This window comes from uncultured Methylibium sp., from assembly GCF_902826655.1.
In the GTDB taxonomy this organism is placed as follows: domain Bacteria; phylum Pseudomonadota; class Gammaproteobacteria; order Burkholderiales; family Burkholderiaceae_C; genus Methylibium.
Map to the genome: position 1 here is coordinate 177,051 of NZ_CADEFR010000002.1, position 16,929 is coordinate 193,979.

Below are 16,929 nucleotides of genomic sequence, written 5' to 3' on the forward strand. Positions count from 1 at the left end.
GCGGCCGGGCTCTTGTTCGCTGCCGAGGCGGTGCGCGCGCAAGCCCCCGTCGGTCTACCTCCCTCCAAAGTGATGCCGCGGATCGATGCCCTGCCCGCACCGGCCACGCAGGTTCCGTTGGACCTGGAGGCGCTGGCGCGGGGATTCGCCAGCGCGACAGGCGCGCCCGCGCTGCCAGGCGCCGACGAGCCGCGTCTGATCGTTTTCATCAGCCTGTCCATGCCCGAAGCCACGTTGGCGCGCCTTGTAGACCAGGCCGCGCGTGCTCGGGCGCAGTTGCTGCTGCGCGGACTGTCCGAAGGTTCGCTGCCACGCACCGCTGCGCGCATCCAGCAACTGATCGGCACACGTCCGGTGGCCGTGCAAATCGATCCGCGGGCCTTCGATCGCTATGCGATCCAGCGCGTGCCGTCGTTCGTGCTCACCCGAGGCGGCAAACCGAACACCGCCTGCAGCGGCGACCAATGTACGCGGTCCGACGAGCACGTCATGGCGACTGGCGACGTCAGCCTGGACTATGCGCTGGCCCACTTCCAGCGTTCGGCGCCGACCTTCGCGAAGGACGCCGACCGTTTCCTGACCCGCCTCGGCCGCCGGGAGTGACGCCATGCGCAAGCTGATCGCCTGCTTCACCGCGTTCTGCGTAGCTGTGACCCCGGTGACGGCGCCAGCCGGCCCGCACGAGGAAGGTGTCGCGGCAGGCCAGGCCGCCAACCCGGCCGCCCGAGCCACCGTCAACGCGCCCAGCGCCACCAGCGTCGTGCCGGGATACACCGCCACGCCGCCCGAGTCCGCGTACTACCGGCAGCCCAACCTGTCGTCGCAGGGAAGCGCGCGTCTGTCACTCTGCGCCACGTTGCCGAACGATCCGGTGTGCCACGCGCAGCGTGGCGCTATGGGGTCAGCGAACCTGCCACGGCCGGCCATCGGTCCCGGCGACCCCTCGGTGTCCGCGGCACATGGTATTGCCCGTGCGCCGTCCAGCGTGCTCGAGAACCTGGCGTCGTACTACAGCGGCTGCACGACCACGACAACATCCGTCCCCGCCGGCACGCAGACCCGCAGCTGCCTGCGCTACGAAGGCATCGGCAGCTACCGCTGCACACGCAGCCTCACGGTTGGCATTGAGCGCAGCACCAACTGCACGCCCGGTGACTGGTTCGCCCACGCCGGCGCGGGCCGCACCGGCGTGGACGTGCAATGCCTGCCCGATCGCCCGGAGACGGCGCAGCACTTCCGCGTCACGCAGGACGCATCGCCGCTGGCTTTCTTCGACGTCGACATGACGACACCGGTGGTGTTCCCGCAGATGGTCGCGGTGCTGGGCACGAGCTACTCCTGGAGCACCGGCACGGAGATCCGCACCGGCGTCTGGGTTGCCGACAAGGCCTGCACCGGCGACGCCTGCGCACTGACGGCCATGATCGCCGCCGAGCGGGCCGATATCTGCACCGGCGGCGGCGACTCTGGCTACAGCTGCACCAGCGTCGAGCCCTTCCTGAGGCGCTACGCGGCCTGCCCGGCTGGTACGCAAAGCGGCGACCTGGTCCAGGACACCATCTGCCAGGGCGACAACGGCTGCACGACGACGGCGCTCGACAGCACGCGCTGCTATGCGCCGGCCGGCGGCGCTACGGCGCTGACCGGCTACGACGTGACGGGCAGCCTGCCCGGCTACTACTGGAACCTCGACAGCGAGCGCACGGTCGTCGGCTGGGACCCGAACCCGGCCTACGGTCCGATCCCGACGATGCGGATGTCGTACACCCGACCCCGCACCACCCTCGCCGAAACTGACCGCTGGGACGACCAATGCCTCGCCGTCGCCGACGGCAGCCGCTGCACCGTGCAGACCGCGGCTGTGTGCGCCGACGGCCCGGCGACCAAGGTGATCGACGGGGCATCGGTGACCCGCGACTGCTGGCAGTACGAGAGCACGATGAACTGCAGCGGCACGGCGCCGGCCAGCCAGTGCGGACCGCTGGCCGCCGCCGGCTGCACGCCCTCGGGCTCGGTCTGCCGGCGCAGCAATTCCGTCACCAGCGCCTGCGAGGTGTACGAGGACAGCTACAGCTGCCCGGTGCCGGCGCAGACGGTAACAAGTGCCAGCAACTGCCCGTCGAACGTCTTCTGCCTGCAGGGCAACTGCTACGACATCAGCCACGCGAACGACGCCGACTTCGCGCGCAGCATGTCGATGCTCGAGGCCGCGCGCGAAGCCGGCGTCTACCTCGACACCGACCGCATGCAGGTGTTCAAGGGCGAGGAGAACCGCTGCCGTGACCGGCTGCTGAACAACTGCTGCTACGCCGACAGCGCCGGCGCCGGCATGACCAACCAGAGCCTGTTCGGCGTGGGCTCGAGGCTGGTCTACGACGTGCTGATGAACGCGGAGAACAGGCAGTTCATCTACCAGGGCATGCAGGCCTTGCTGCTCGGGGGCGGTTTCAGCGGCACCTTCACCACCTACGGCGTCACCGTGGCGGTCAATGGCGCGGCGCTGCCCGCCGGCTCGGCGGTGCTCTACGCCGGCGACAGCTTGGTGGTCGCCTTCGATCCGTGGAGCCTTGCTATCGCGGTGGTCATCTACGTCGTGATGTCGGCGATGTCCTGCGACGAGGAGGAAGGCAAGCTGGCGATGAAGGAAGGCGCCGGGCTCTGCCACTCCGTCGGCACCTACTGCTCGTCCTGCATCCGCGTCCTCGGCTCCTGCGTCTCGTGCATCACGCACACCACGCGCAAGTGCTGCTTCAACAGCATGCTGGCCCGCATCGTCAACGAGCAGGGACGAACGCAGGTCGGCAAGGGCTGGGGCAGCGCGCGGAACCCGGACTGCTCGGGCTTCACGATCGCGCAGTTGCAGTCCCTGGACTTCGCGGCGATGGACCTGAGCGAGTTCTACGCCTCGCTGGTGCCAACCCTGCCCAACGTGGCCACGCTGCAGGGCCAGAGCAGCGGGCGCATCCCGACCTGCTACTACGGCCAGGGGAGGTGCCAATGAGCCGCCAGCACGTCCGTCGGGCATTGCCGCTGGGGCTTGCCATGGCCGTCTTCTCGTCCGTGGCCACGGCCCAGGAACGCCTCGCGGTACCCGACGCGCGCCCGCTGCTGCTGGCGGCCATCGACGCGGCGGATGGGCGTGCACACGGCGTGCTGTCGGGACCGATGGCGGATGCCATCACGGCGCGCTTCAAGGCCACCTCGCCGGTCTACATCGACGTCAGCACGGAGCGCCGCTATGCGCAGCCGGGCTGCCGGCGCCTGAAGGTGAGCTTCTGGCAGGACGGCGTGCAGCTTCCCGGAGGGCCGGGTCCTCGCCGGCGGACCATCGACTTCGGCATCAACTACTGCCGCGACGGCCTGCCGCCGCGCTCGCTGTCCTGAGGTGCGCGATGCATGGCACCCACCGCCTGATGTTGCTCGTGCTTGCCGGCGCATGTGCTTCATCGGCAGCAAGCGGGGCCGAGAACGATTCACCCCGCTTCTGGGGTGACACTTGGCGCGGGTGGCACTTCTACGAAGAACCGGTGCCCGAAGCCGAGCCACCTCGATCCGTTCCGCCAAAGCCCTCGACTCCACCTGTCACGGCGCGCGGTCCACTCCGACACACCCGGCCGCCCGAACTCGTGGAACTCGAACGCCTGCGCCAGCGGGTCGAGGATCTTCGCGGCATCGCGGTCATGCGGCCCACCGAGGCCAACGTGCGGCGCTACATGGAGCTGGAGGCCAAGGTCGTCGCCCAGGCCTCGACCTTCGCCGACGTGGCGCAACGGGTCGCCTGGACCACGCCCGAGCTCGATCCTTCGCTGCAGGGCCGCCCGGTCAACGCCAAGGCGCTGGAAGTCTTCGAAGCCCGGCAACTGGGCGAACGCTCGCGCTCGATCGCCGAGCTGGGTCGCGACCATGTGCTGCTGTTCTTCTTCCGCGGCGACTGCCCCTACTGCCATGCTTTCGCGCCGACGCTCGAAGCATTTCAGGGGCGCCACGGCATCCGCGTCGAAGCCGTCAGCCTGGACGGCGGCACGCTGCCGGCTTTCGCGTCAGCGCGCCGCGACAACGGTGCGGCCACCGCGCTTCGCGTGACCCAGGTGCCCGCCGTCTACCTGGCGCAGCCCTTCACCGGCCGCATCGTGCCGATCGGCTTCGGTGTGCTGTCCGAGTCGCAACTGCTCGAGCGCATCTCGGCCGCCGCGGCACCCGGCTTCGAGGCCATGGTGCCCAGTGCCGTGCGTCAGCTCGGGATGCCCTGACTCCTTTCGCTGGAGGATCGTCATGCCCACCCGCTTCACCCAACGCACCTGTGCCACCCTCGTCGCCATGGCCATCGCGTGGCACGCGGGTTCCGCACGAGCCGGCGACCTCAACGCCGAGGTGAACACGATGTTCAACAACCTGGGCACGATCGGGAACTACACCGCGCCGGGCGCATTTCGCGGGCAGACCTTCAACACCTATACCGGCGGCAGCCTGTTCATGCGCTCGCCGAACAAGGTCTACCAGCTCGCCGCGATCCAGTTCCCCAGCGCCAAGGCCGGCTGCGGCGGCATCGACGTCTTCGGCGGCTCGTTCTCGCACATCTCGGCCGAGGAGTTCAAGAACATGCTGCGCAACATCACGGCCGCGCTGCCCGGCATCGCCTTCCAGCTCGCGCTGGAGTCGGTCTCGCCGCTGCTGGGCGGCCTGACCAAGTGGGCGAAGGGCCTGGAGACCTGGATCAACAACGCGCGCATCAACTCCTGCGAAACCGCCAAGGCCATCGTCAGCACGGCGGCCGAGGCCACGGGCTACAGCTCGCAGGAGGCCTGTGCCGACCTGGCGATCGAGATGGGGCTAGAGAGTGACCGCGACGCGGCCCGGCGCCGATGCGCCAGCGACCGGCCGGGCATCCTGGCCTCGGCGCGCAGTTCCGCCGATCCCAATGTGCGCAACAAGGCGCCGTTCGTCGGCAACCTCACCTGGAAGGCTCTGCAGCGCACCGGCACGGCGCTGGACGACGCCGAGCGCGAACTCATCATGAGCATCGTCGGCACGGTCATCTTCCATCCGGAGAGCGCGAACCGCGACCCGGAGCCCGTGCCGCCGACGATCACCTCCATCAGCCAGCTGCTTTACGGCCAGGCGGCCGGGACCGGCACGAACGTCACCCAGCACCTGCTGCGCTGCAACGACTACACGAACTGCGATGTCGTCACGCTGAACACGGGCTACACGCACACGCCCTTCACGGCCCGCGTCGAGACCATGATGCGGTCGATCGCCGACAAGATCGCGACGCGCACCGCGATCCCGAACAACTCGGCCGAGGTCGGCTTCGTCAACCAGACCACCGAGCCGGTGTACCGCATGTTGTCGATCGGCGCGACCATCCCTGGCTCGGGCTTGGCCGACAGCCTGATCGGCCAGTACCGCGACGTGATCGCGGCCGACTATGCCTACGTCTTCCTCGAACGGAACCTGCGGCTGGGCATGGCCGCGCTCGACAAGGGCTACACGCTGCAGCAGAGCCAGCGCGAACTCGCCAACCAGGTGCGCCAGCGTGCCCAGGCCATGCTGCTGCAGTTGTCGCAGGAGAAGAACCTGCTGTACCAGAAGGTCGGCTCCTTCCGCGCCGTCTCCAGCCACCTGGAGCAACTCGAGCGGCAACTGCGCTCCAGCATGCCGCAGCACGTGATGGACATGCTGGGGCAGCGCGCGGCCTACGTGGCCCGGTAGCCGCTCCGATGCCTCGAGGCGGCCATGTGGGAGATCTTCGCCTACCAGAACGCGGACAGCCTGTTCGGCATCTTCAATGCCGCGGCCGCCATCCATGCGTCGAGCGACTACGCGGCCGCTGTCGCGGCGGTCGCCTTCTGCGGGTTCATCGCAGCCCTGCTCGCCTACGCCTTCGCCCCCGACAAGCTGCAGGGCTGGAAGTGGCTGGCCACCGTGCTGCTGGTGTTCTCGGTGCTGATCGTGCCCCGCGTGACGGTGGGCATCGTGGACAAGACCGGCGGCTCGGCGGTGAAGGTGGTCGCCAACGTCCCGTTCGGCGTGGCGATGCTCGGCAGCATCACCAGCACCATCGGCCACACACTGACTGGCCTCTTCGAGACCGCGTTTCAGGTCATCCCCGGCGCGGGCGCAATGCCCGCGGAGCTGAGCTACGAACGCAACGGCCTGATGTTCGGCAACCGCCTGATCCGCGAGACCGGCAACGTCGTTTTCCAGGACCCTACCTTCCGCACCGACCTGATCAACTTCATCCACAACTGCACCATGTACGACCTGATCGACGGCACCGTCGATCCGGCAGCGTTCTCCACGTCCGACGACGTGTGGGCGCTGATGGCCACGCCGAACCCGGCCCGCTTCAGCACGGTGACCGGTGCCGGCGGGGCGGTCACCGTCGACACTTGCCCCAACGTCTACGGCAACCTGAACGGCCGCCTGCCGGCGCAGGTGACGCGCATCGAGGGCCGGCTGGCTTTCCAGCTCAACCCCACGCTGCCCAGCGCGGCGGCGACTGCGGCGATCGCCGGCCAGATCCAGCAGGCCTACATCCGCAACAGCATCGCGACGGCGGCCGCGACGGCAACGGACCTGATCCGGCAGAACGCCGTGCTCAATGCCATCAGCGACACCAGCAACATCATCGGCCAGAAGGTGAACGACCCGGCGGCGATGGTGCTCGCGGTCGGCCGGGCGCAGGCGGTGGCGCAGCAGAACGCGACCTGGATGAACTACGGCAAGGTCGCCGAACAGTCGCTGCCGGTGTTCCGCAATGTCATCGAGGCCCTCACCTACGCCCTGTTCCCGCTCTTCGTGCTGTTGCTCCTACTGACCAGCGGACGCGAGTCGATGATTGCCTTCAAGGGCTATGCGGCGATCCTGATCTGGATCCAGCTTTGGCCGCCGCTGTACGCGGTGCTCAACTACATGGCTTCGGTGTATGCCGCCTACGACCTGGCCGCCGCGTCGGACCTGGGCACCGGCACCAAGGCCCTCGCGCTGCAGACTGCATCGATGATCTACTCGCGGGCGATCTCCGGCGAAGCGGTTGTCGGCTACCTGGCCATCAGCATCCCCTTCATCGCCTGGGCCGCGCTCAAGCGCATGGAGAACTTCGGCACCGCGCTCGTCGGCGGCTTGTCCGGGCTGCAGGGCATGCTGGCCGGCAGCACCGCAGGAGCCGCCGTCGGCAACGTGGCTATGGGCAACGTCGCGATGGATCAGCTGCAGTTGGCGCCGAACCGCACGTCGGCGTTCATGAGTTCGTGGCAGAGCGATCTCAGCGGCAACACCTTCACGTCGAGCGCACTCACCGGACGCACGGCTGCGAACCTGCTGCGCAACCAGGGCTTCGCCTCGCGCGTGGTGTCGATGCGGGTCAGCGAACAGGACGTCACCGAGGCGAGCCGTCAGGCCGACACCGCGCGCGGCGAGATGGTGTCCGCGAGCAACGAGCGATCCGCCGTCTTGACCGAGGCTTTCACCAAGGGGCTGGCCAAGCTCAAGTCCTCGCGCAGTTCCTCGGGCACCTCGACGAGCAGCTTCGAGCAACTGGGTGAGACGCTGACGCGGCTGGACCAGATCACGAAGAGCGTCGCGGACAACACCGGGCTCACGCAGTCGCAGGTAGCCCGCATAGCGTTCGGTGCCTCCGGCCGCCTCGGCTTCAACGCGGGCGTAGCAGGAGCGCAGGTCGATGCCAGCGGGGACAAGGCCTACATGAGCGGCCTCTCCGCGGAGCAAAGGAAGGTGCTCGGATCCATGACAAGCGATCAGATCGCCGAGTTCAAGCAGTTCGGAGACCGCGTCTCGCGTGACGCCACCTTGGTCAGCGCGATATCCGACGATGCGCGCCAGGCGCGGGAATTGGGGAGCCGCCTGGCGACTACCGCGTCGCGAGCCCAGCAGGCTCAGGCCTCATACGGCGAGCGCAGCGCATTGGCTGAGCGCGTCTCAGAGGCCCGCGAGCGTGGCGAGTCCATCGCTATCGACATCGCCCAGGATCCCTACAACCTCGCGATGTTCCTGCGCTACGCCGAGCGCTACGGCGGTGACAGCGCGGCGGCTGCCACATTGCTCGACGCGGAGTTGGCGCGGCAGGGGCTTCGTCCGTCACGCAGTTTCTCCGACGGAGCCGCGCTGCCCACGTCCTTCGAGGACCTGCGCAATCGGTGGGCCGCGTCGGCGTCCGACCCCGCCTTGAATCCCGACTTGGTCGCGCGCAACGCCCAGAACCGCGGCGCCGTTGCGCGCGCACTCGGAAGCGAACCGCCGCCCGCCTCCGAGCAGCCGCGACCCGGCATCAGGCCAGAGGTCGCCCTCAGTGGAGCAGCCATCCGCGAACAGGCGGACCGGTCACGTCGCGGATTCGACGCCGAGGCGGAAGTCAGCAGGTCCGCCGACGGGACCGTTTCCACCAAGAAGTCGCTGCTTCTGCAGTCCGGGCGGCAGGTTGCGGCCGATGCCGGCGCCACTCTGGACGAGGCCAAAGAGACGGTGAAAGGAGTGCTCAAGAAGAAGTAGCAAACGGCAGGGGATGACGAACGACTTGCGCCGGACCTGGGCTCTCGTTGGCCTAAACGGGCGGACGGCCTTTGTCGCGCCAGAAGTTCGCTGCCATGTCTGCCGTCGTCGTGCCCATGCCTGGGATCTCTCGGCGCTCCGGAGGCCGTTGCCCAAGCTTGACCGCGGCACCACCCACCGCAGCACCGACAAGCGCACCAAGCCCCGCCATCACCACGCGAAGACCCCAGTCCCCGTTGATCGCAGCGACAACGCCAACCAGGGCGCCAACCCCGACGAGAGTGAGAAAGATTGCCTTCCGCAGCATCACATGCCTCTGGTTCGCAAGGTAGCGCCGATGGGCCGCCGTTGCAATGCTCTCGGGCGAACGCATACCCGCGCGCCGAGATTCGCCACTGCACCGCACGATCCCATAGGTTGTCAAAGTTGACATACGAGACAAACGAGACTACCCTGCCGTACCTCACCTCGCACGCGGAGTTCGCCATGCGCAAGGCACAGGGTGCGGTGGCTGTGGACAAGCCACTCGTCACCGCGACGGAAGTTCGCCGCTTCGACAAGGCGGTCACCGTTCGCGACCGTGGCGCATTCTTGTTCGAGCTTGACCGCCTTGTTCGAGAAAAGCTGGCGGCTGCCACGAACACCACCATCGATAAGTCACCTCTGACAGAAACACTGGGCCGGAAGGCCGCGTCGCTGCGCGCGGCCACGTCCTGGGCGCCGACGGCCGCCGACGTCCAGCGTGGCCGCGCTGAACTGCTGCGCGAGTTCGAGCGACCGCACAACCTGCCACTGGCCGACTTCGTGCGCCTGGCCCACAAGTCCCGCCAGCAGATCTACAAAGACATCGCCGCCCGCAGATTGCTTGCGCTGGACGTCGGCCGTCGCGGCCAGCGCATCCCAGACTGGCAGTTGGAGGCACCGGGGCTGCAGCTGACGCGCATCGTTCTCCAGGCCGCGGAAGATGTCGATGCCTGGACGGTGTACCGCTCCTTGGTGGAGCCCTCCGAAGCCCTTGGCAGCCAATCTCCGGTGGCGAGCGTCAACCGAGGCAATGTCGACGCGACGGTGCGCGTGGTGCTTGCTTCGCTCGGCGTGCAGCGGGCGGAGCGTGCCGGTGCCGACGCCTGATGTTCCGACCCGAATCATCCCAGCAGGGGAACTGCTCCAGCACGTGAGTCGTGCTGCCTATCGCGGCACGGCCCTTCACTTCGGCCGCTCGGGTGGCAATCGCTACGACGACCGGGCTCACCGGTTTGGCACGCTCTACGTCGGCTTCGACCTGGCAACCGCGCTCATGGAGTCGGTCTTCCGCCAGCACCGTTGGAGCCGCCGCGTCAAGCGCGTGATCACGCGAACCGAGGTGTACGCGCGCATGGTCAGGGCGATCGGCGTCCTCGAGCCGCTGTCGCTCGCCGATCTCACTGCGTCCGGCGTGATGGCATCGCAGTTCGGACTGAACCTGGCACAGCTGGCCAGCCGTCGCTACGTTCACACGCAGCGAATCGCTGCGCTGGCACACGCGCTCGCCGAGCCCGGTGGCGCGCCTCGATTCGACGGCGTGCTCTACCCGTCGCGCAACAATCACCCGGCCGCGTGCGCCGCACTGTTCGACCGTGCAGCCGAGAAGCTCTCGCTCGTCGACGACATCGCGCTGCGCGACCACGTCGACTGGCCGAGTTTCCTCATGACGTACCAAGTCGTCGTCCTGCCCGCTTGAGGGCCGTCAGTTGTCCCGTTCTGCAGGAGCCAATCAGTACAAGAGGCAACTGCGCACTCAGGTTGTCGACGCCGTCACGGAGAACCTCACCAACCACGCAGCCCTCCCAGTTCGGCTGGGGTTGCTTGCCGCACTCTTCTCGAGCGGCAAGTACGATTGCCCCAGATGCTGCAGCCTTGCACGACCACCACGGCTTGTCGGCGGTAGATGGTTGGCACTGCTCCGTATCAGGCGATCCCTGGAGAGGTCATGCCGGCTCGACGAAAGTGGGTAGCTAGACGGGTAGCCAGAAGAAAAAAAGCGCCGCAACCCTCTGAAAACACTATAAAAATCAACAGCGTAGAGATAACATGAAACTCGCCACCTGGAACGTCAACTCGCTCGCCGTGCGCCTGCCGCAGCTGCTGGACTGGCTGCTCGCCAATCCGGTCGACGCGATCGTGCTGCAGGAAACCAAGCTCACCGACGACAAGTTTCCGCACGCCGAGATCGAGGCTGCCGGCTACCAGGTCCAGTGGCACGGCCAGAAGACGTACAACGGCGTGGCGCTGCTGTCGAAGCCGACCGCCACCGGCATCGTGCGCAACATCCCCGGCTTCGACGACGCGCAGGCGCGGGTGATCGCCGGGACAGTCGGCGAGTTGCGCGTGATCGGTGCCTACTTCCCCAACGGCCAGGCGCCCGGCAGCGAGAAGTTCGACTACAAGATGCAGTGGCTGCGCGCCTTGCGCGACTGGGTGCGCGAGGAACTGGCCGCGCATCCGCGTCTGGTGCTGATGGGCGACTACAACATCGCTCCGGACGACCGCGACGTCTACGACCCGGTCGCCTGGGAAGGCCAGATCCACTGCACGCCCGAGGAGCGCGAGCACTTCCGCCAGCTGCTGGGCCTGGGCCTGCACGACGCCTTCCGGCTGTTCGAGCAGCCCCCCAGGAGCTGGAGCTGGTGGGACTACCGCAACCTCGCCTTCCGCAAGAACCAGGGCCTGCGCATCGACCACATCCTGGTCAGCGAGGCCCTGAAGCCGCGGGTCGCCGCCTGCACGATCGACAAGCTGCCGCGCAAGAACGAGCGGCCGAGCGACCACGCGCCGGTGATCGTCGAGCTGGTTGCGGCGTGAGCCGCGCCGCGCTCAGGGCTTGGCCGGCGCTTTCAGCGGCTTGACGTCGCCGCAGTCGGCGCCGAGCCAGCGGCCCTCGCCCTGCATTGCCATCGCGCGGCCCTTGTCGTCGCTGCCCTTCATCTTCATCGTGTAGCGCTCGGGACTCAGCGCCGTCAGCTCGACCTCACCCTGCGATGGCGGCTTGGTACAGACGTACTTGAGGCGTGTCGTGTTGCCGCTGCGTTGCGGCTCGTAGCTGCAGTCGGCGCGCTTGTCCACCGGCACGCCGTCCCGCGCGGCATCTTCCTTGGTGAGGCAGATCCTTGCGACGGTCCCGCCGCTGGCGGGGTCCATGCCGGCGCCGTGCTTGCCCATCATCTGCTCGACCTGCTTGCGCTGCGCCTCGGGCATCGCGGCCATCTGCTTGCGCATCTCGTCCATCTGCTTCTGCTGGGCCGGGTCACCCTGGACCTGCTGGCGGATCTCCCACAGGCCGGGCTTGCTGGCCTGCGCCCCGACCGCGGCAGGCTGCGCGATGGCCACGAGGCCGATCGCGAAGGCGGCCAAGCGCCGCGCCTTCGAAGACCTTCGATGTTGCGTCACGTTCGCTCTCCAGGAGCGCCGGACAGCTTCGTCGTCCGGCACGACGCGGCGTGCACCGCACGCCTCACTCGTCCAAGCCGAGTTCCTGGATTTTGCGCGTGATCGTGTTGCGCCCGATACCGAGCTTGTGCGCAGCCTCGATGCGGCGGCCGCGGGTGATGTCGAGCGCGGTATGGATGAGCTGGGCCTCGAACTTGTGGGTCAGCGCCTCCCAGACATCGGGCACGCCGGCCTCGAGCAGGCTGCGCGCCTCGCGCTCGAGGTCGTCGAGCCACAGGCCCGGGGTCGGCGGAGCGGCCACCGCTGGTGCAGCGACGGCAGCCGCCATGCCGACCTCGGTCGACGGCGCGGGAGCGGCATCGGCCGGCACCGGCGGCCTCGGCGCCGGGGCCACGATCTCGGGCGGCAGGTCCTTCGCATCGACCAGCTGCGCCGGTGCCATGACCGTGAGCCAGTGGCAGATGTTCTCGAGCTGGCGCACGTTGCCCGGGTAGTCGAAGCTCAGCAGCCGCGCCAGTGCCGCCTCGCTCAGGCGCTTGGCCTCGACGCCCAGCTCCTTGGCGCTCTTCTGCAGGAAGGAGCGTGCCAGGGCCGGGATGTCCTCGCGCCGCTCGCGCAGCGCCGGCAGGCGCAGGCGGATCACGTTGAGGCGGTGGAACAGGTCCTCGCGGAAGGCGCCCTGCTTGACGCGCTGCTCCAGGTCCTGGTGGGTCGCGGCGATGACGCGCACGTTGCTCTTCAGCGGGTTGTGGCCGCCGACGCGGTAGAACTGCCCGTCGCTCAGCACGCGCAGCAGGCGCGTCTGAAGGTCGAAGGGCATGTCGCCGATCTCGTCGAGGAAGAGCGTGCCGCCGTCGGCCTGCTCGAAGCGCCCGCGCCGCGTGGTCTGCGCGCCGGTGAAGGCACCGCGCTCGTGGCCGAAGAGTTCGCTCTCCAGCAGGTCCTTCGGGATCGCCGCGGTGTTGATCGCGACGAACGGGCCCTTGCTGCCACCATCCCCGCGCGGGCTGTGCTTGTGCAGAGCGCGCGCCACCAGCTCCTTGCCGGAGCCGCTCTCGCCGGTGATCAGCACCGTGACGTTGCTCTGGCTCAGGCGGCCGATCGCGCGGAACACGTCCTGCATCGCCGGCGCCTGGCCCAGCATCTCGGGCACCTGCGCGAGGCGCTCGTCGCCCTCGTCCTCGCGCAGACTTTCCTCGAGCGCACGGCGGATCAGTTCGACCGCCTTGGGCAGGTCGAAGGGCTTGGGCAGGTACTCGAAGGCGCCGCCCTGGAAGGCCGAGACGGCGCTGTCCAGGTCGGAGTAGGCGGTCATGATGATGACCGGCAGGCCGGGGAGGCGCTCCTTCACCGTGGCCAGCAGATCCAGGCCGGATCCGCCGGGCATGCGGATGTCGCTCACCAGGACCTGGGGGGCGTCGCCGGCCTCGATCGCCGCGAGCACGTCGCGCGGATTGGAGAAGCTGCGCACCGGCAGCTCGTCGCGCACCAGCGCCTTCTCGAGCACGAAGCGGATGGATTGGTCGTCGTCAACGATCCAGATGGGTTTCATGCGGCCCCGTGATCCTGAGCATCTTGCGCACCGCACCCCCGACGGATGGTCAGGGCAGCGGCATCGTGATTTTGAACAGCGTCCTGCCCGGTTCGCTGTCGCAGTCGATCGTGCCCTGATGTTGCGCCACGAAGGTCTGCGCCAGCGTCAACCCCAGTCCCGACCCGCCATCGCGCCCCGATACCAGCGGGTAGAAGATGCGATCGCGGATCGCCTCGGGGATGCCCGGGCCGTTGTCCTCAATATGCAATTCCAGTGCCAATCGATAGCGGCGCTTGCCCAGCGTGACCTGGCGTGCGATGCGCGTCCGCAGGTTCAGCCGCGCATCGCCGGCGGCGATCCGCTCGGACAGCGCCTGCGCGGCGTTGTGCGCGATGTTCAGCACCGCCTGGATCAGCTGCTCGCGGTCGCCGCGGAAGTCGGGAATCGACGCATCGTAGTCGCGTTCGATCGTCAGGCCGCGCGGAAACTCCGCCAGGATCAGCGAGCGGACCCGTTCGCAGACCTCGTGGATGTTGACGTCGCCCACCACGTGCGGCCGGCGGTGCGGCGCCAGCAGCCGGTCGACCAGGGCCTGCAGACGGTCGGCCTCGTGGATGATGACCTGGGCGTACTCGCCGAGCGCCTTGGACTCGACCTCCATCTGCAGCAGCTGGGCCGCGCCGCGGATGCCGCCCAGCGGGTTCTTGATCTCGTGCGCCAGGTTGCGGATCAGCTCCTTGTTCGCCTGCACCTGGCCGCGGGCCCGCTCTTCGCGGTCCTGGCGCGTCTGCTGCTCGATCTCGATCAGTTCGACCAGGGTCGCGTCGCTGTCCTCGAGCTGGTTGACGATGACGTGGACGAGCAGCGGCTCGCCGGGGCTGGAGAACGGGCGCTTGAGCTGCGCGTCGAGCCGGCTGGTCGAGAACTCGTTGCGCGCGACCGCGGCCACCGTCTCGCGCAGCAGGTCGGACTCGACGAACCAGTCGAACCACTCGCGCCGCAGCACGCTGCGGCGCGACAGGCCCAGCACGTTCTCGAAGGCGGCATTGGCGAACAGGCAGACGCCGTCCGGGCGGACCAGCGCCACCATCGTGGCCAGCAGGTCGAAGGCCTCGTGGCCGGAGCGTTGCGGTGCAGGAGGCGGCAGGCTCATCACAGCAGCATGCCGGCGGGACCGCGAGACTCGCGGTGCCCGGTCAGTTGTTGTTGAGCTTGCCGAGCTCGCGACGCAGGGCGGCGACGTCGCTCTCGGAGCGCTCGAGATTGGCCTTCAGCTCGGCGGTCCGGTCCAGGTACTTCTGGTAGTTCTTCTCGTCGCCGCGTCGTTCGGGCTGGCCGTTGTTGTACTCGGCCTTCAGCGTGGCCAGCCGGTCTTCCTCGCGCCGCAGTTCGGTCTCGAGGATGCGGCGCTTGTCGGCGTCGCGGGCCGCCTGATCGCCCGGATTGACCTTCGTGTCGGCGGGGCGCGAGGCACTGTCGCCACCGCTCGTCGCCGGCGGCCGCCGGGCCGGTCCCTGGATGACGGTCACCGGCGCGCCTTCGAGCGTCTTGCAGTTGCGGGCCGCCGCTTCCTTGGCACTGATGCTGTCGGTGTAGAGGTTGCCGGGGCACTTGTAGACCGTCTGAGCGAGGACTTCCGCCGCCGACAGGCCCAGCAGCATTGCCAGCAAGAGCTTGCCCGACCCCGATGACCCCATCCGCTGCTCCTCGTCGCGGCGCGCGCGGCGCACCTTCGCTGCCGAGTATCCGGCATACGACAGGCAACGCGGCGCAGCGTCGGCCCGTGCACACGAGCCAAAGGAAAAGGGACGGCGCAGGCCGTCCCTTTTTCACGCACGACGTGAGCCGGAGCGCAGGCACCGGGGCCCGCGCGAGCCGGATCACAGGCTGTAGTACATGTCGAACTCGACCGGATGCGTCGTCATGCGGAAGCGCGTCACTTCCTGCATCTTCAGTTCGATGTAGGCGTCGAGGTAGGCATCGGTAAACACGCCGCCCTTGGTCAGGAAGGCACGGTCCTTGTCCAGGTAGTCCAGCGCCTGGTCCAGGCTGTGGCAGACGGTCGGGATCTTCGCGTCCTCTTCCGGCGGCAGGTGGTACAGATCCTTGGTGGCGGCCTCGCCGGGGTGGATCTTGTTCTCCACGCCGTCCAGGCCCGCCATCAGCAGCGCCGTGAAGGCCAGGTAGGGGTTGGCGGTCGGGTCCGGGAAGCGCGCCTCGATGCGACGGCCCTTCGGGTTGGCCACATACGGGATGCGGATGGACGCCGAGCGGTTCTTGGCCGAGTAGGCCAGCTTCACCGGCGCCTCGAAGCCCGGCACCAGACGCTTGTAGCTGTTGGTACCCGGGTTCGTGATCGCGTTCAGCGCGCGGGCGTGCTTGATGATGCCGCCGATGTAGAACAGCGCGAACTCGCTCAGGCCGGCGTAGCCGTCGCCGGCGAACAGGTTCTTGCCGTCCTTCCACACCGACTGGTGCACGTGCATGCCCGAACCGTTGTCGCCCACGATGGGCTTGGGCATGAAGGTCGCCGTCTTGCCGTAGGAGTGCGCGACGTTCTGGATCACGTACTTCTGCAGCTGCAGCCAGTCGGCGCGCTGGACCAGGGTGCTGAACTTCGTGCCCAGCTCCATCTGGCCGGCGGTCGCCACCTCGTGGTGGTGGACCTCGACCGGGATGCCCAGCGATTCGAGGATCAGGCACATCTCCGAGCGCATGTCCTGGAAGCTGTCGACCGGCGGCACGGGGAAGTAGCCGCCCTTCACCGTCGGGCGGTAGCCGGAGTTGCCGTGCTCGTAGTCCTTGCCGGAGTTCCAGGCGGCTTCCTCGGACTCGATCTTCACGAAGCAGCCCGACATGTCGGTGCCCCAGCGCACGCTGTCGAAGACGAAGAACTCGGGCTCGGGGCCGAAGTAGGCCGCGTCGCCCAGGCCGGAGGCCTTCATGTAGGCCTCGGCGCGCTTGGCCAGCGAACGCGGATCGCGCTCGTAGGGCTTGCCGTCGCCCGGCTCGAGCACGTCGCAGGTCAGGATCAGCGTCGGCTCTTCGAAGAACGGATCGATGTTGGCCGTGATCGGGTCCGGCATCAGCAGCATGTCGGAGGCTTCGATGCCCTTCCAGCCGGCAATCGACGAGCCGTCGAAAGCGTGGCCCGACGTGAACTTGTCTTCATCGAACGCGGAAACGGGCACGGACACGTGCTGTTCCTTGCCGCGGGTGTCGGTGAAGCGGAAGTCGACGAACTTGACTTCGTTCTCCTTCACCATCTTCATCACGTCGGCGACGGTCTTGGCCATCAGGTTCTCCTAGCGGGGACGTTGGTGTTTCGGGGGTTTGGGGGCGAAAGCGACCCCGGTCATGGCCAGAAAGGCTCGCGGAAATTTAGCAGAAAGCATGCCCAAGACGAGGGCAGCTCCGGGGCGTAGAACACGGGCTGCATGGCCCGAGCGGTCATATCG

14 protein-coding genes are annotated in these 16,929 nt (G+C 68.0%); 9 read left to right on the top strand and 5 right to left on the bottom strand.

Annotated elements, in window-relative coordinates; genetic code table 11:
• Window positions 1-12 precede the first annotated feature (12 nt).
• The 9 genes from trbC (at window position 13) to xth (ending at window position 11,352) form a co-directional block, all read left to right on the top strand.
• Window positions 13-603, top strand: a complete 591-nt coding sequence (trbC, locus tag QZV97_RS01925; protein WP_295637472.1) for a type-F conjugative transfer system pilin assembly protein TrbC — start codon at window positions 13-15, stop codon at window positions 601-603.
• A gap of 4 nt (window positions 604-607) precedes the next feature.
• Window positions 608-3,001, top strand: coding sequence for a type-F conjugative transfer system mating-pair stabilization protein TraN (gene traN, locus QZV97_RS01930; protein WP_295637476.1), 2,394 nt, complete (start codon window positions 608-610; stop codon window positions 2,999-3,001).
• Window positions 3,002-3,042: 41 nt separating this feature from the next.
• A complete protein-coding gene (locus tag QZV97_RS01935; protein WP_295637479.1) occupies window positions 3,043-3,384 on the top strand; it encodes a hypothetical protein in 342 nt (113 codons plus the stop codon).
• A 29-nt stretch (window positions 3,385-3,413) separates the two neighbouring features.
• Entirely contained in the window at window positions 3,414-4,250 is an 837-nt protein-coding gene (traF, locus tag QZV97_RS01940) for a conjugal transfer protein TraF (RefSeq protein WP_295637633.1), read from the top strand.
• A gap of 22 nt (window positions 4,251-4,272) precedes the next feature.
• Complete coding sequence (locus QZV97_RS01945) at window positions 4,273-5,712, top strand: conjugal transfer protein TraH (RefSeq protein ID WP_295637482.1); 1,440 nt, start codon at window positions 4,273-4,275, stop codon at window positions 5,710-5,712.
• Between the two features lie 24 nt (window positions 5,713-5,736).
• Window positions 5,737-8,511 (top strand): conjugal transfer protein TraG N-terminal domain-containing protein, encoded by a 2,775-nt coding sequence (locus QZV97_RS01950; protein ID WP_295637485.1) that lies wholly within the window; start codon window positions 5,737-5,739, stop codon window positions 8,509-8,511.
• Window positions 8,512-8,997: 486 nt separating this feature from the next.
• On the top strand, window positions 8,998-9,642 hold the full coding sequence (locus tag QZV97_RS01955) for an integrase (protein WP_295637488.1): 645 nt from the start codon (window positions 8,998-9,000) through the stop codon (window positions 9,640-9,642).
• A complete protein-coding gene (locus tag QZV97_RS01960) occupies window positions 9,629-10,231 on the top strand; it encodes an RES family NAD+ phosphorylase (RefSeq protein ID WP_295637491.1) in 603 nt (200 codons plus the stop codon). Before QZV97_RS01955 ends, QZV97_RS01960 begins: the two co-directional genes overlap by 14 nt.
• Window positions 10,232-10,581: 350 nt before the next feature.
• Entirely contained in the window at window positions 10,582-11,352 is a 771-nt protein-coding gene (gene xth, locus QZV97_RS01965) for an exodeoxyribonuclease III (RefSeq protein ID WP_295637494.1), read from the top strand.
• Window positions 11,353-11,364: 12 nt separating this feature from the next.
• Here xth and QZV97_RS01970 read toward each other — a convergent pair whose 3' ends face one another.
• The 5 genes from QZV97_RS01970 to glnA form a co-directional block, all read right to left on the bottom strand.
• On the bottom strand, window positions 11,365-11,901 hold the full coding sequence (locus tag QZV97_RS01970; RefSeq protein ID WP_295637497.1) for a DUF3617 domain-containing protein: 537 nt from the start codon (window positions 11,899-11,901) through the stop codon (window positions 11,365-11,367).
• Between the two features lie 100 nt (window positions 11,902-12,001).
• A complete protein-coding gene (gene ntrC / locus QZV97_RS01975; RefSeq protein WP_295637500.1) occupies window positions 12,002-13,489 on the bottom strand; it encodes a nitrogen regulation protein NR(I) in 1,488 nt (495 codons plus the stop codon).
• A 49-nt stretch (window positions 13,490-13,538) separates the two neighbouring features.
• The gene (gene glnL, locus QZV97_RS01980) at window positions 13,539-14,624 is read right to left on the bottom strand and encodes a nitrogen regulation protein NR(II) (RefSeq protein WP_295637503.1); all 1,086 of its coding nucleotides are present in this window, start codon (window positions 14,622-14,624) and stop codon (window positions 13,539-13,541) included.
• A 43-nt stretch (window positions 14,625-14,667) separates the two neighbouring features.
• Window positions 14,668-15,168: a hypothetical protein gene (locus tag QZV97_RS01985; protein ID WP_295637506.1), complete on the bottom strand. Its 501-nt coding sequence runs from the start codon at window positions 15,166-15,168 to the stop codon at window positions 14,668-14,670.
• A gap of 183 nt (window positions 15,169-15,351) precedes the next feature.
• A complete protein-coding gene (glnA, locus tag QZV97_RS01990) occupies window positions 15,352-16,767 on the bottom strand; it encodes a type I glutamate--ammonia ligase (protein ID WP_295637509.1) in 1,416 nt (471 codons plus the stop codon).
• Between the last annotated feature and the right edge of the window lie 162 nt (window positions 16,768-16,929).

Excerpts from the sequence above, each read along its gene's own strand:
- traN (WP_295637476.1), top strand. The coding sequence starts at position 608 with ATGCGCAAGCTGATCGCCTGCTTCACCGCGTTCTGCGTAGCTGTGACC.
- QZV97_RS01935 (WP_295637479.1), top strand. The coding sequence starts at position 3,043 with ATGGCCGTCTTCTCGTCCGTGGCCACGGCCCAGGAACGCCTCGCGGTA.
- traF (WP_295637633.1), top strand. The coding sequence starts at position 3,414 with ATGTTGCTCGTGCTTGCCGGCGCATGTGCTTCATCGGCAGCAAGCGGG.
- QZV97_RS01945 (WP_295637482.1), top strand. The coding sequence starts at position 4,273 with ATGCCCACCCGCTTCACCCAACGCACCTGTGCCACCCTCGTCGCCATG.
- QZV97_RS01950 (WP_295637485.1), top strand. The coding sequence starts at position 5,737 with ATGTGGGAGATCTTCGCCTACCAGAACGCGGACAGCCTGTTCGGCATC.
- QZV97_RS01955 (WP_295637488.1), top strand. The coding sequence starts at position 8,998 with ATGCGCAAGGCACAGGGTGCGGTGGCTGTGGACAAGCCACTCGTCACC.
- xth (WP_295637494.1), top strand. The coding sequence starts at position 10,582 with ATGAAACTCGCCACCTGGAACGTCAACTCGCTCGCCGTGCGCCTGCCG.
- ntrC (WP_295637500.1), bottom strand. The coding sequence starts at position 13,489 with ATGAAACCCATCTGGATCGTTGACGACGACCAATCCATCCGCTTCGTG.
- glnL (WP_295637503.1), bottom strand. The coding sequence starts at position 14,624 with ATGAGCCTGCCGCCTCCTGCACCGCAACGCTCCGGCCACGAGGCCTTC.
- QZV97_RS01985 (WP_295637506.1), bottom strand. The coding sequence starts at position 15,168 with ATGGGGTCATCGGGGTCGGGCAAGCTCTTGCTGGCAATGCTGCTGGGC.
- glnA (WP_295637509.1), bottom strand. The coding sequence starts at position 16,767 with ATGGCCAAGACCGTCGCCGACGTGATGAAGATGGTGAAGGAGAACGAA.